Origin of the sequence: uncultured Alsobacter sp. (assembly GCF_945952055.1) — a bacterium.
Taxonomy (GTDB): Bacteria; Pseudomonadota; Alphaproteobacteria; order Rhizobiales; family Beijerinckiaceae; genus Alsobacter.
Map to the genome: position 1 here is coordinate 63,485 of NZ_CAMFHB010000032.1, position 13,797 is coordinate 77,281.

Annotated in this window: 12 protein-coding genes; 6 read left to right on the top strand and 6 right to left on the bottom strand. The window is 69.2% G+C overall.

Annotated features, from left to right (window positions below):
- Nucleotides 1-30 precede the first annotated feature (30 nt).
- From Q0Q47_RS21065 to Q0Q47_RS21085, 5 genes are all read right to left on the bottom strand, one after another.
- Nucleotides 31-2,073, bottom strand: coding sequence for a hydantoinase/oxoprolinase family protein (locus tag Q0Q47_RS21065; protein WP_293864282.1), 2,043 nt, complete (start codon nt 2,071-2,073; stop codon nt 31-33).
- Entirely contained in the window at nt 2,054-4,561 is a 2,508-nt protein-coding gene (locus Q0Q47_RS21070) for an FAD-dependent oxidoreductase (protein ID WP_293864285.1), read from the bottom strand. Before Q0Q47_RS21070 ends, Q0Q47_RS21065 begins: the two co-directional genes overlap by 20 nt.
- A gap of 139 nt (nt 4,562-4,700) precedes the next feature.
- Complete coding sequence (locus Q0Q47_RS21075) at nt 4,701-5,711, bottom strand: GlxA family transcriptional regulator (RefSeq protein WP_293864288.1); 1,011 nt, start codon at nt 5,709-5,711, stop codon at nt 4,701-4,703.
- A gap of 100 nt (nt 5,712-5,811) precedes the next feature.
- Nucleotides 5,812-6,960, bottom strand: coding sequence for a hypothetical protein (locus Q0Q47_RS21080; RefSeq protein ID WP_293864291.1), 1,149 nt, complete (start codon nt 6,958-6,960; stop codon nt 5,812-5,814).
- A gap of 91 nt (nt 6,961-7,051) precedes the next feature.
- Nucleotides 7,052-7,651 carry a DUF1134 domain-containing protein gene (locus tag Q0Q47_RS21085; protein ID WP_293864294.1) on the bottom strand — a complete coding sequence of 200 codons (600 nt, stop codon included), beginning with the start codon at nt 7,649-7,651 and terminating at the stop codon, nt 7,052-7,054.
- A gap of 153 nt (nt 7,652-7,804) precedes the next feature.
- On the opposite strand from Q0Q47_RS21085, the gene Q0Q47_RS21090 reads away from it, so the two are divergent.
- The 6 genes from Q0Q47_RS21090 (at nt 7,805) to Q0Q47_RS21115 (ending at nt 13,456) form a co-directional block, all read left to right on the top strand.
- Nucleotides 7,805-8,245 (top strand): YHS domain-containing (seleno)protein, encoded by a 441-nt coding sequence (locus Q0Q47_RS21090; RefSeq protein ID WP_293864316.1) that lies wholly within the window; start codon nt 7,805-7,807, stop codon nt 8,243-8,245.
- Between the two features lie 97 nt (nt 8,246-8,342).
- Nucleotides 8,343-8,987 carry a histidine phosphotransferase ChpT gene (gene chpT / locus Q0Q47_RS21095; RefSeq protein ID WP_293864297.1) on the top strand — a complete coding sequence of 215 codons (645 nt, stop codon included), beginning with the start codon at nt 8,343-8,345 and terminating at the stop codon, nt 8,985-8,987.
- A gap of 75 nt (nt 8,988-9,062) precedes the next feature.
- Nucleotides 9,063-11,630 (top strand): chemotaxis protein CheW, encoded by a 2,568-nt coding sequence (locus tag Q0Q47_RS21100; protein ID WP_293864300.1) that lies wholly within the window; start codon nt 9,063-9,065, stop codon nt 11,628-11,630.
- Nucleotides 11,627-12,139 (top strand): chemotaxis protein CheW, encoded by a 513-nt coding sequence (locus tag Q0Q47_RS21105; protein ID WP_293864303.1) that lies wholly within the window; start codon nt 11,627-11,629, stop codon nt 12,137-12,139. Before Q0Q47_RS21100 ends, Q0Q47_RS21105 begins: the two co-directional genes overlap by 4 nt.
- A complete protein-coding gene (locus tag Q0Q47_RS21110) occupies nt 12,136-12,501 on the top strand; it encodes a PleD family two-component system response regulator (protein ID WP_293864306.1) in 366 nt (121 codons plus the stop codon). The genes Q0Q47_RS21105 and Q0Q47_RS21110 overlap by 4 nt, the downstream gene beginning before the upstream one ends.
- Nucleotides 12,502-12,604: 103 nt before the next feature.
- Nucleotides 12,605-13,456, top strand: coding sequence for a protein-glutamate O-methyltransferase CheR (locus tag Q0Q47_RS21115; protein WP_293864309.1), 852 nt, complete (start codon nt 12,605-12,607; stop codon nt 13,454-13,456).
- A 176-nt stretch (nt 13,457-13,632) separates the two neighbouring features.
- Here the strand turns inward: Q0Q47_RS21115 and Q0Q47_RS21120 are convergent.
- On the bottom strand, nt 13,633-13,797 hold a 165-nt coding region (locus tag Q0Q47_RS21120; protein WP_293864319.1), incomplete at its 5' end, for a helix-turn-helix domain-containing protein.

Below are 13,797 nucleotides of genomic sequence, written 5' to 3' on the forward strand. Positions count from 1 at the left end.
CGCAAGAGCCGGGCTCGTCGCAGCGTCTGGTCAGTGTCGCGCATCGGGAGCGCTCCAGGCCTCGGCGAAGATCGTCGCGCCGACGAGGCCGGCGTCGCCGCCCAATCCGGGCACGTCCACCCTGTCGACGTGCAGCTCGATCTCGGGAGACGAACCTCCCTGTGCCCGGGCCTTGTCGCGCGCCATGTCGGCGGCCAGTGCGCGGGCGCGCGCCAATGCCGCCGTCGGATCCACGAAACTCTCCGGCACGTCGGGTCCGTGCAACCGCCAGAGTCCTGGACCGGCGCCCGTCACCTCCAGCGTCACCCGGGCGCGAATGACCCCGATGGCGGCGCCGACGGCATTGGCCACCGCCGCGTGGGGCGGCAGCACGACCTCGCATCCGAGCCGCCGGCCGAGCTCGGTATAGAAGACGCCCGCAGGGCCGCCCACCCCGACGAGCGGCACGGCCGGTCGAACCGTGACGGCGAGGCCACGATGGCGCCCGCTGCCGTCGACGGCCGCCTCGACCAGCGGTCCCAGCGCGTCCACGGGAGCATCGGACAGGGCGGCGACGACGGCCCGGCCGGAGGCCCGCACCGCGGCATCGAACACCGCCTGCGCGAAGGCGATCGCCTGCGGTTCTCTTTCGGCGGGCCGCGAGGCGGCCTGCATGCGCAGCCGCCGTTCGAGCAGGAGCCCGCCAAGGACGGCGCCCTGCCGGTTCCATTGGCTCTGCAGCCCGAGCACATGGGCGGCGTCGCTTGGCGTGTAGCCGGACACCGCGAGGCGTCCGAGCGCCACGAGACGATCGAGGGCCTTCTGCCGGGTCGGCCCGTGCACGACCCGGTCCATGCTGACGGGGGTATCGCCCACGGCCGCGAGCACCTCGCGCTCGCGGGCGGTGAGATCGGCTGCCTCCGTGCCGGCGGTCTCCGCGCCGAAAGGCCTGACGACGAATAGCCCCGCATAGGGGGCGCCCTGGGGATCGTCGAGGATCGCCTCCATGCGCGCCAGAACGGCGGGAAAGCGATGGGCCAACAGGGACAACGGCACGACCCTGCCAGGCTTCAGGACCGCGCGGCCATTGGGCTCGATCGTCACCTCGCTGTCGCCGCCGAGCCCGAAGGTGCGCATCGCGACGGCCCGCACCAGCGTGCGCCGCCCGCCCACGGTCGCGCCCTCCCGGTCGAGGCGGGGCCAGCCGTTCTCGACGCTGGCGACGTCCGTCGTGGTGCCGCCGATGTCGGAGACCACGAAGTCGGACAGGCCCGACAGGAAACGCGCGCCGACCACGCTCGCGGCCGGGCCGGACAGGATCGTCTCGATGGGCCGCAGCGCCACCGCATCGGCCGGAGCGAGCGAGCCGTCGCCCTTCACCATCATCAGCGGCGCGGCGAGGCCGTGAGCCGCCATCGCACGGCGCACGGCGGCGATCAGGGACGTGATACGTCCCACGATCCGCGCGTTGAGGGCTGCCGTCAGCGCCCGGCGTGGCGCGTCCAGTGCCTGCGCGAGGTCGGCGGAGAGGCTGGCGGGGCGTCCGGTCAGGCGCTCGATGGCCTCGCGCACCGCGTGCTCGTGGGCCGGATTGCGCACGGCGTAGTGGGACGCGACCGCATAGGCCTCGCATGTCTCGTGCGTGGCGGCCACGAACGCTTCGACGGCACCCAGATCGAGAGGGCTCTGCTCGTCGCCCGCATGGTTGTGCCCGCCGGCGACCCGCAGGATGCGCGTTCCCGGCAGGGTGCGGGCAATGTCCGTGCGCTCCACCATGGCGTCGTCGAACCCGACGAGGATCACCGCGATCGACGAGCCGTGCCCCTCCACGATGGCGTTCGTCGCCAGCGTCGTCGACAGCGACACCTGCGTCACGTCGGCAGCCGAAATTCCCGCGGCGGCGGCCTCAGACAGGATCGCCGCCAGCGCCTCGGCGACCCCGATCGAGAGGTCGCCACGGGTCGTCAGCGCCTTGGCCGACGACAGGACTTGTCTGGCGGCCGCGTCAACGATGACCGCGTCGGTATAGGTGCCGCCGGTGTCGATGCCGATGACGGGATGCACGACGGCCCGATCAGGCGCGAAGGCGCGCATTGGCCGGATCGAAGGGGCTCTCCTCGATCACGGTGCAGCGGTGCTTCTTGCCGAGGATCGAGACCTCCAGGGCGGTGCCGACCTCGCCGAGGTCCGGGCGGACCATGGCCAGCGCCAGCGACTTGCCCACGCGCCAGCCATACGCCCCCGAGGTCGTGCGGCCGACGACCTCGCCCCCGAGCCAGATCGGCTCGGAGCCGCGCGCGTCCGCATCGGTGACGCCGTGGACCTCGAGCGTCACGAACCGGTTGGAGAAGCCGCGCTGCTGCCAGGCAACGAGGCCGTCGCGGCCGAGGAACTCGCCCTTGTTCAGGTGCACGAAGCGCTGCAGCCCGGACTCGAGGGCGGAATACTCGATCGACAGCTCGCGCCCGATCAGCCGGTAGGACTTCTCCACCGCCATCGACGACATCGCCTTGATGCCGAAGGGGCGGATGCCGTGGCGCTGGCCTTCCTTCATGAGGAGGTCGAACAGGGCGTTCTGCATCTCGATGGGATGGTGGAACTCGTAGCCGAGCTCGCCGACGAAGTTGACGCGCAGCACGTCGCAATGCACGGGCCCCACCGACATCCGCTGCCCCGTGAGCCACGGGAAGGCGGCATTGGACACGTCCGTGTCCGTCAACGCCTGCAGCACGTCGCGGGCGCGCGGTCCGGCCAGCACCAGAACGCCCCAGGCTTGGGTCAGCGCGCGCAGGGAGACGCTGTCGTCCTTCGGCAGGAGCTTGCGCAGGGTGTCATGGTCATGGCGTTCGAGCGCGCCGGCCGACACGAGATAGAAGCGGCCCGGGCTCCGTTCGTATACCGTGAACTCGGAGCGCACGCCGCCCCGCGTGGTCAGCAGGTGGCACAGCGCGATGCGCCCGCGCTTCGGAATCTTGTTGGCGAAGATGCTTTCAAGCCAGTCGCGTGCGCCCGGCCCGGTCACCAGCGCCTTGGCGAAGGCGCTCATGTCCTGCAGGCCGACATTCTCGGTGACGTTGCGGATCTCGTCGCCCACGAAGGAGAAGTAGTTTGAGCGGCGGAAGCTCCAGCGCTCCTTCACCTTGCCGTCGGACGCGGGCGGGGCGTGGTTCTCGTTGAGCAGCGTGTCGGCCGTGTTGAGCTCGGCCGCCGGCACCTCGTAGCCCGAAGGCGCGAACCAGCCGGGGCGCTCCCAGCCATAGACCGATCCGAACACGGCGCCGAGCGCCTTCATGCGCTCGTAGCACGGCGTGGTCTTCAGCGGCCGGGCGGCGACGCGCTCCTCGTCCGGGTAGTGGACGGTGAACACGTTGGCATAGGCCTCTTCGGTCTTGGCGCGGAGATAGCCGCGGCCCGCATAGGGGCCGAAGCGGCGCGGGTCGACGCCCATCATGTCGATGGTCGGCTCGCCGTCGACGATCCACTCGGCGAGCTGCCAGCCAGCGCCGCCGGCGGCCGTCACGCCGAAGGAATGGCCCTCGTTGAGCCAGACGTTCGGCAGGTCCCAGGCCGGCCCGACGATCGGGCTGCCGTCGGGGGTGTAGGCGATGGCGCCGTTGTAGACCTTCTTGATGCCGACCTCGCCGAAGGCCGGGACGCGTGCGATGGCGGTCTCGATGTGCGGGGCGAGCCGGTCGAGGTCCTCCTGGAAGAGCTCGTATTCGCTCTGCTCGTCGGGGCCGTCGACGTAGCAGCACGGCGCGCCCTTCTCGTAGGGACCGAGGATGAGCCCGCCGTTCTCCTCGCGCATGTACCAGGACGAGTCGGCTTCGCGCAGCACCCCCATTTCCGGCAGCCCCTGGCGGTGGCGCTCGACGATGGCCGGATGCGGCTCGGTGACGATGTACTGGTGCTCGACCGGGATGACCGGAATGTCGAGACCGAGCATGGCGCCCGTCTTGCGGGCGAAGTTGCCGGTCGCGCAGACGATGTGGTCGGTGGTGATGTCGCCCTTGTCGGTGCACACCTTCCAGCGCCCGTCGGCGGTGCGCTCGAAGCCCGTCACCGTGGTCATGCGGTTGATCTCGGCCCCCAGTGCGCGGGCACCCTTGGCGAGAGCCTGGGTGAGGTCGGCCGGCTGGATGTAGCCGTCGTCGGGATGCTGGATCGCGCCCAGCAGGCCGTCCGTCTCGCACAGCGGCCAGATCTCCTTGACCTGCGCCGGGGTCAGCACGTTCACGTCGATGCCGATCGTCTTGGCGACGCCGGCATAGGTCATGAACTCGTCCCAGCGGTCGGGCGTGCGCGCGAGCCGGATGTTGGAGACCTGCTTGAAGCCGACCGGCTGGCCCGTCTCGGCCTCCAGCGACCCGTAGAGCTTCACCGAGTACTTGTGGATCTGGCCCACCGAGTAGCTCATGTTGAAGAGCGGCAGGAGGCCGGCGGCGTGCCAGGTCGAGCCCGAGGTCAGCTCCTTGCGCTCGATGAGGACGACGTCAGACCAGCCCTTCTTGGCGAGGTGATAGAGCGTCGACACGCCCACGACGCCGCCGCCGATCACCACCACGCGCGCGTCCGTCCTCATGGGGAACTCCTGTCGCCGGGGCGCCGGTCGGGCGCCCCCATCCTGTCCAAAGTGCCGCGCAGTCTCCCGACGCGACCGCCATCGCTCTCACCGGCCGGCGACGCCGAGTGTCCCATCGACGCCAAGCTCGGGCGCTGCGTCAGGCCACGTGCCGCCTTTCCTGCGACGGCGTCCGGCCGAAGTGCTCGCTGTAGCACTTGGAGAAGTGCGACGCCGATACGAAGCCGCAGGCAAGGCCGATGGTGAGGATCGGCATCGAGGTCTGCCGCAGGAGGAAGCGGGCCCGGTTGAGCCGCAGGCCCAGGTAGTACTTGGTCGGCGCCTCGCCGATGTATTTCCGGAAGAGCCGCTCGAGCTGCCGGGTCGACAGTCCGACGTCCTCGGCGAGTTCCGAGCAGGACAGCGGCGCCTCCAGGCTCTTCTCCATTTCCGACACGACGGCGAGCAGCTTGGGATGCGCCACGCCCAGGCGCGACCGCAGTTCCATGCGCTGGCGCTCGTTGCTGTCGCGCATGCGGTGGTGGATCAGCTGGTCGGTGACCTGCGCGGCGATCTCCCCGCCCTTCTGCTTGGTAATCATCGACAGCATCATGTCGATCGCCGCCGTGCCGCCGGCGCAGGTGAAGCGGTTGCGGTCGATCTCGAACAGTTCCTGGGTCACCTCGATGTCGGCGAACTCCTCCCGGAAGCTGTCGTGGTTTTCCCAGTGGATCGTGCACTTGCGGCCGGCGAGCAGCCCGGCCTTGGCGAGCACGTAGGTTCCCGTGCAGACCGCGCCGATCGAGACGCCGTAGAAGGCGAGCGTGCGCAGCTTGGAGATGAGGTCGCGATGGTCGAAGCGCTGGACGTCGACGCCGGCGCACACGACCACGGCGGGCATCGGCCCGACGTCGGCATAGGAGCCGTCAGCCGCGATGGACACGCCGTTGGAGGCCATCACCGGTCCGCCGTCCGGCGAAAAGATCCGCCACCCGTAGAGCGTCTTGCCACTGCAGCGGTTGGCCAGCCGCAACGGCTCGATGGCGGAGGTGAAGGCGATCATCGAGAAGTCGGGCACCATGAGGAACCCGAAGGTGTGCACGCTGTCGACGGTGGTTGCTGCGCCGGGTGGCGCCTCCAGCGTTGCTGCTAACCCCGACGGTTTCGACATGCCGGCTACGTCCCGTGCGACACTTCCTTCGCAGGTTCAGACGTAAGAGGATGAAGGTCAATCCCGCAGGCGACCTCGACCTGTCGGATTTTCGACAATATCAGCCGCTGGCTGCCGGAGAGGTCGGATCTGGGACAGCCGCGATCCGGGTCCTGCGGCGCTCCGGCTTTCCGGCGGCACCCACCGATGCGACCGCCGTGGGCCCGCCCAGTTCGGCCAGCTTCAGGATTTCGGCCGCGAGGCGGTCCATTTCCGCGCGAAGCTGTTCGTTCTCGACCGTCTGGGAGCTCCCCGTCGCCTCGACAGCCTTCTGGAGCCGATCGAATTCGAGCTTCAGCGTCTTGCGCTCGCTGCGGACGGCTTGCAGCTCGCTCTCGAGCTCGCCGTTGCGGCCCGTGAGGGTTTCGACCCGCCGGCGCGCCTCGGCCAATGCCTTTTCCGCGTCGTCGGCGCGATGGAGCTCGATGGCCAGCCGGCGCTGCCGCTCGCCGCTCTCGGCGGCCAGCGCCGCGAGCCGGGCAGCAGCTTCCGCGCTCTCCGTGCGCAGGCCGTCGAGGTCGAAATCGAGGCCGTCCCGCTCGTTCTGGAGTGCGGCCACGCGCTGGTTGAGGAGTTCGATGTCGGTCTCCAGCGACCGGATGGTGGCCAGCCGCCCCTCGGACTCGCGCCGGGCATCGGCCACGTCGCGGTCGAGATCCTGCGCACGCATGTCGAGGGCCTCGACCTTCGTCTCCAGCGACGCGATGACCACGCGGCGCTCGTCGGCCACGGCCGTCAGGTCCGCGTGCGCGGTGCGCAGGTCGGACAGCTCCGCGCCGCGCTGGGCGAGCTCACCCGACAGGCGCAGGGATTCAGCCTGGCTCTCGGCGAGCGAGGCCCTGGTGTCCTCCAGGGCGGCGTCGAGCCTCGACACGTCGGCCTCGAGGCCGGCGATGGCGCTGGCCTTCTGGGCCACGTCGGCCTGCAGGTCGGCGATGGCGACGGCCCTGCGCCCCAGTTCGCCGAGTTCCTCGGCCCGGACCTTGCGGGCCTCCTCCAGCCGGATCTCGACCTTCCGGGCCTCGACCGCCAGTTCCGCGCGCAGCTGGTCGCGCTCGGCCGAGATTTCGGCCAGCGAGAGGGGAAGCCGCGCCTCGATGCGCCGGCGTGCGAGACGCTCCGCGCGACGCGAGAGGGCGGGCAGAACGAGCAGAGACAGAAGGGCCGCCGTGAGAAACCCCATGGCGAACACCATGACCATGTCGATCACGGACGACAGCCCTCATTCGGTTGCGAGATTCAGTTGTACACTATTCTCGCACGGTGCGGCCCGATCCGCAAAACCGACTTCCGCACGAGGCTCAGAACGGGTTCCAGGTCGCCTCGGGCGTGAACTTCAAGTAGCCCACGTTCACGCCCAGCCGGGCGCCGACGCCGGAGCTGATGGGAACGACGACGATGTTGTTGGCGATCAGCCCGGTCATGCGGAAGCCGCCCACGAAATAGGCGGAGCCGTCGATCCCGCCGAAACGCTGGAACACGGCGTCCGTCGCGGGCAGGTTGTAGATCAGCATCATCGTGCGGGAGCCGTCCCCGCCGAAGTCGAAGCCCAGCGAGGGACCCTGCCAGAACACGCGTCGGTCGCCGGCATTGCGGGTGTAGAGGGTTCCTTCGCCGTAGCGCAGGCCGCCCACGAACGCGCCCGCGGCTTCCTGTCCGAGGATGTAGCCGTTGGGCTGGCCCCAGCGCCGGCCCGCCTCCTCGACGGCCATGGCGAGCCCTCGCGACACGTTGCCGAAGAAGCGATGCCCCGAATCGACGATTTCCTCGGTGCTGAAGGTGTCCGCCCGGCCCTGCGGGCGCCGCTGCTGGGCCGATGCCGGGTCGACTGCGGCCGCCAGGCCGACCACCAAGGCGACGGCCATCAGTCCCCGCGCGAGGAACGAATGCAGGCGATCCATCAACCCTCTCCTTGCCCGGCCGCAGATGCGGGCTTTTGCATCAACGGATCCTCAATTCCCTCGATGCCCTATGGTCGGCGCGAATCGCAGGGATCCTGACACATGGAACGATCTTCAGGAAAAGTGACGCTTGCAAGGCGTTCCGTGCTGGCGATGGCCGTGGTGTCGGCCGTCACGGCTTTCCGCACGCCTGCGCAGGCGGGGCAGACCGAGCGGGTGCTGGTCGACCCTGTGTCGGGCGTGGCCATCTTCGGCTACGATCCCGTCTGCTATTTCCTGGATGGCACGCCCCGCGCCGGCCTGGAGGCACACGAGCTCGTCTGGGCGGGGGCCACCTGGCGTTTCCGGTCGCCGGGAAACCTGGCGGCCTTCCAGGATGCACCGGATGTCTATGCACCGGCTTTCGGGGGCTACGCGGCCGAGTACGTCGCCAATGCGCGCGCGGTCGCCTCCGACCCCACCCTGCATGCCATCCTGGCGGACCGCCTGTTTCTGTTCCGCTCGATCAGCGGGCGGGCCGACTTCGTGACGGATGAACGTCGCCAGGCCGCCGAAGCCGCCTGGCCGGCCCTGCAAGCGTCTCTGTTGCCGTGAAAGCCCGCGCCGCTCTTTCGCAGTCCTGCGGCGCGTTGTACTGCCTTGACCTGATATTGCCGCGATTCGTTCGCGCCCGCCCGCCATCGGAGGCCCCATGACAGCGGTCAACCTGGAAGCCCTCGACCTCGCCGCGCTGCTGTGCAGCCGAGTCTGCCACGATGTCATCAGCCCGGTCGGGGCGATCGTCAACGGCCTCGAAGTGCTGGAGGACGAGAAGGACGAGTCGATGCGCGGTTTCGCGCAGGACCTCATCAAGAAGAGCGCCCGGCAGGCGTCCGCGCGGCTCCAGTTCGCGCGGCTCGCCTTCGGCGCGGCCGGCTCGGCCGGCGCCTCGATCGACACCGGCGATGCCGAGCAGGTCGCGCGGGGCTTCATCCAGGACGACCGCACGGCCCTGACCTGGGACGCCCCCCGCGTCCTTCTGCCCAAGAACCAGGTGAAGCTGCTCCTCAACATCCTGCTCATCGCCGCGACGGCCGTGCCGCGCGGCGGCGAAATCGCCGTCGTCCTGCGGGTCAACGGCGACCAGGGCACCTTCAAGGTGACCTCGAAGGGGTCGCATGCGCGCATCCCCGCCGCGGTTCCCGGCCTCCTGAAGGGCGAGCCGGACAGCGGCACCGTGGACGCGCACGGAATCCAGCCCTTCTACACCGGATTGATTGCCCGCGCGGCCAAGATGGATGTCGCCCTCTCCATCGAAGGAGACACGGTGACCATCGACGCCACTCCCATGGGCTGATAACCCCGAAGTTCAACAGATCTTAAGGGTCTTTGGCCCCATTCTGGCTGGGCGGAAAGTCCGACAGCCAGGGCCATGGACGAGATACTGCGCGACTTCGTGACGGAGACGGCCGACTCCATCGAGAGTGTCGACCGCGAACTCGTGCGCCTCGAGCAGGACCCGAACGACGAGACGATCCTCGCCAACATTTTCCGGCTCGTCCACACGATCAAGGGCACCTGCGGCTTCCTGGGCCTGAACCGGCTGGAAAGCCTCTCCCACGCCGCCGAAACGGTGATGAGCCAGTTCCGCGAGGGCAAGGCCGTCACGACGGACGCCGTCGACCTGATCCTGGCGACCGTGGACCGCATCAAGCTGATCCTGCGCTCGATCGAGGAAAACGCGGTCGAACCCGATGGCGACGACGGCGACCTGATCCGCAGCCTGGAGCGCACCGCGGGTGACGTGCTGCCCGGCAGCGACGACGAGATCGTCGACGTCTCCGAGCCGATCGCGCTGCCCGAACCCGAGCTGCCTGCCGTCGCCGCGTCCAAGGCCGCGAACGCGGAGAACGCGCCGGATGCGGGCCTTCCCAAGCGGCGCTCGTCCAACGCGGCCCAGTCCCAGTCCATCAGGGTGCCGATCGACACGATCGAAAGCCTGATGACGATGGTCTCGGAACTGGTCCTCACCCGCAACCAGCTGGTCGAGATCTCGCGGCGGGCGGAGTATCCGGAGTTCAAGACGGCCCTGCAGCGCCTGTCGAGCGTGACGGCGGAGCTCCAGGAACGGGTCATGAAGACCCGCATGCAGCCCATCAGCACGGCCTGGCAGAAACTGCCCAGGCTGGTGCGCGACCTGTGCGCCGAGCTCGGGAAGGATATCGAGCTCGAACTGGCCGGCGCCGACACGGAACTGGACCGCCAGGTCCTGGAACTCGTGAAGGACCCCTTCACGCACCTGATCCGCAACGCGGCCGACCACGGCATCGAGATGCCGCACGAGCGCCGCAGGCTCGGCAAGTCGCCGCGCGGGACCATCAGGATCTCCGCCCAGCACGAGAGCGGAACGATCAGCATCGACATCGCCGACGACGGCCGCGGCATCGACATCGGCCGCGTGGCCGCCAAGGCCATCGAACGCGGCCTCGTCACGCCCGCCGAGCTGGAGCGCATGACGGAGGAGCGGATCGCCCGCTTCATCTTCGAGCCTGGCTTCTCGACCATGGCCTCGGTCAGCCACGTGTCCGGGCGCGGCGTCGGCATGGACGTGGTGCGCTCCAACATCGAGCTGATCGGCGGGTCGGTCGACGTGCGCTGGACGAAGGGCCAGGGGGCCGTCTTCACCATCAAGATCCCGCTGACCCTCGCCATCGTCGCCGCCCTCATCATCGAGACCGCCGGCCAGCGTTTCGCGTTGCCCCAGTCGGCCGTGGTGGAACTCGTGCAGCCCCTGGCCTCGGCGGAACACCGCCTGGAAAAGGTGCGCGGCAGCTGGCTGCTGCGCCTGCGCGAGACCCAGATCCCGGTCGTGCGCCTGGCATCGATCCTCGGCATCGAGGATCCCCAGAGCGCACCCACGCCGCAGGAAGGCTTCGTCGTCGTCATCAAGCTCGGCAAGCGGGTGTTCGGCCTGGCGGTGGACGCGGTGTTCCACACCGAGGAAATCGTGGTGAAGCCGCTGTCCGGCCTGCTGCGCTCGCTTTCGGTCTTCTCCGGCAACACGATCCTGGGGGACGGCGCCGTCGTCCTCATCCTCGACCCGAACGGAATCCTCGCCCGCCTCGGCGACCAGACCGGCCAGGGCCGCGGCGAGCGCGACGAGACGCCACGCCCGCGCAAGCGCCTCCATGAGGAGAAGAGCTCCTTCCTGGTGTTCAGGGCCGGGTTCGGGGAGGCCAAGGCGGTCTCCCTGGCCGCCGTGACGCGCCTGGAGGAGGTGGACATGGCCTCCATCGAGACCGTGGCCGGCCGCAAGTTCATCCAGTACCGGGGCGAACTGATCCCGATCATGCAGGCCGACGAGGGCATGGACCTCGGCTCGGGCATTCGCCCCGTGCTGCTCTTCTCGGACGGGCAACGGACGGCCGGCCTCGTGGTGGACGAGATCGTCGACATCGTCGAGGACCACTTCGACGTGAAGCCCGTCGGCCAGATGCCGGGCCTTCTCGGGACGGCCGTGATCCGCGAGCGTGCCACCGAGGTCCTGGACATCGGCTATTGGCTCGCGAGCGCGCATCCCGACCATCCGGAGGGACAGGCCGCGGGTCCGGCGCCGCGCAGCCGCCGCATCATGCTGCTCGAGGCCGCGCCGTTCTTTCGCGGCATGCTGGCCCCGGTGCTCAAGGCGGCGGGCTACGAAGTCGTCGCCCTGGCCGAAGTCGATGCGGCGATCGGGCTTCTGGAACGCGGCGAGCCGTTCGATGCCATCGTCGCCGACGTCGAGGCGCCGGGCAGAAACGGATTCGACCTCGCCGAGGAACTGCGGGCCGGGCACCGGCTGCGCCAGCCGCCGGTCATTGCCCTGTCGGCGCGGGGTGGCTCGTCCGTCGTCGACCGGGCCCGCCGCCTGGAACTGGCCGACGTGGTCTCCAAGTTCGACCGCCCCGGCCTTCTCGATGCCCTGGCCGAGACGCTGGCGGACGCGGAGGCGCTGTCATGACCTTCGTCACGCGCCTGGCTTTCGAGCCGACCGAAAGCACGTCGCTGCGGACCGACTACGTCACCGTCTTCATCGACGGCCAGCGCTTCGGGCTCGAGATCGGCAGCGTCCGCGACGTGTTCATGGCGGGGGCCGTGACCAAGGTGCCCCTGGCCCCGCCGGCGGTCGCCGGGCTGATCAACCTGCGCGGCCGGGTCGTGACGGCCATCTGCATGCGCAAGCTGCTGCGCCTGCCGGCCGAGCGCCCCGCGCCCGGCGCGATGGTCGTCGGCATCGAGCGCGGCGGCGAATCCTTCGGGTTCATCGTCGACAGCGTCGGCGAGGTCGTCAGCGTCATGGACGGCGACTGCCAGCCCAACCCGCTGAACCTGGATCCACGCTGGGCGAGCTTTTCACGGGGAATCCACTGGCTCTCCGAAGGGCTGTTGGTGGTTCTGGACATCGATGCCATGCTTGCGCCGTCCGCCCTGGCGCCGGCGTTGCCACTCGCGAGGGAAACCGAGCCATGAAGTACTGCCTGGTGATTGACGACAGTGCCGTCATCCGCAAGGTCTCGCGGCGCATTCTCGAGTCCCTCGACTTCGAGATTGCCGAGGCGACGGATGGCAGGGAGGCGCTCGTGTCCTGCGAGGCGAGGATGCCGGAAGGCATCATCGTCGACTGGAGCATGCCCGAAATGGACGGCTACGACTTCATCAAGGCGTTGCGCCGCATGCCGGGTGGAGAACGGCCGAAAGTGATCTTCTGCGCGACGGACAATGATGTCGGGACGATCGCCCGTGCCATGCACGCGGGGGCCGACGAGTACATCATGAAGCCCTTCGACAAGGAGATCATGACGCTGAAGTTCCAGCAGGCCGGGCTCCTTTAGCCCGACGCGGCGCCGGTGAACCTGCCGTGACCCTCCTGGGCTCGCCCCGCCCGAACGTCGAGACCCGGCCCCGGGAGGGGTTGCCGGTCCATCGGTGCGCGCCGTGACAGCGCAGGATTTCCGCTTCGTCCAATCCCTGATGCTGCGCCGGGCGGGCCTGACGCTCTGGTCGGAGAAGCGGTATCTCGTGGAAAGGCGCCTCGAGGCCCTCGCGGCCGAGATGGGCCTGGCGGGGGCGGAGGACGTCATTGCCCGGGTGCGCGGCGGGGCACAGGCCCTCGAAGTGCGCCTGATCGATGCGCTATTGCCCGCCGACACGCATTTCTTTCGCGACCGCCGTCCCTTCGAACAGCTCGACACGGTGCTGATCCCGTCCCTGATGGCGGAGCGGTCGCACCTGCGGAAGCTGCGGATCTGGTGCGCGGCGACGGGGAAGGGCCAGGAAGCCTATTCCGTGGCCATGGTCCTGGCCCGGCACGCTGAAGCTCTGGCAGGGTGGAGCGTCGACATCCTCGCGACTGACATCTCGGCCTCGGCCATCGCGCAGGCCACGACCGGACGCTACGACCATTTCGAGGTCCAGCGCGGCTTGCCGATCCGCGAGTTGCTGGCCCATTTCACCCGTGACGGGGAAGACTGGACGATTTCGGCGCACCTTCGCCGCGCCATCCGCTTCGAGGTCGTGAACCTCGCGCACGAGACCGTCGCGGGGGCGTTCGACGTGATCCTGTGCCGCAACCTGCTGATGCACCTGGACACGCACGTGAAGCAGGCCCTGCTCGATCGTGTGGCCAACGCCCTGGCGCCGGACGGGGCGCTGCTGCTGGGCGCGACGGAATCGGTGATCGGCCTCACCGGCCGCCTGCAGCCCGATCCGGCCCAGCCGGGTGTCTACCGGCGCAGCCGCGAACGCCAGTTGGCGACCGGCCTGCAGCGACTGGCCGCGATCGCCTGAAGGGCGACAGCCCGCCGCGAAAGGGTGGAACCCGGCCTTTCGCGAGAAGCAGGCGACAGCCAAGGACCCCGGAGCACGATCCGTTTCCTTCAAAACGACGCAGGCTGCAGCCCGACAAAGCAAAAACCCCCGGCCATGGACCGGGGGTTTTTCGCTGTCCCGCTGCGGGGAGGGGATCAGGCCGGAATGCGCTCGTCGGTCTCGTTGGGCTCACGCAGCACGTAGCCGCGGCCCCACACGGTCTCGATGTAGTTCTTGCCCTGGGAGGCGTTGGCGAGCTTCTTGCGCAGCTTGCAGATGAAGACGTCGATGATCTTCAGCTCGGGCTCGTCCATGCCGCC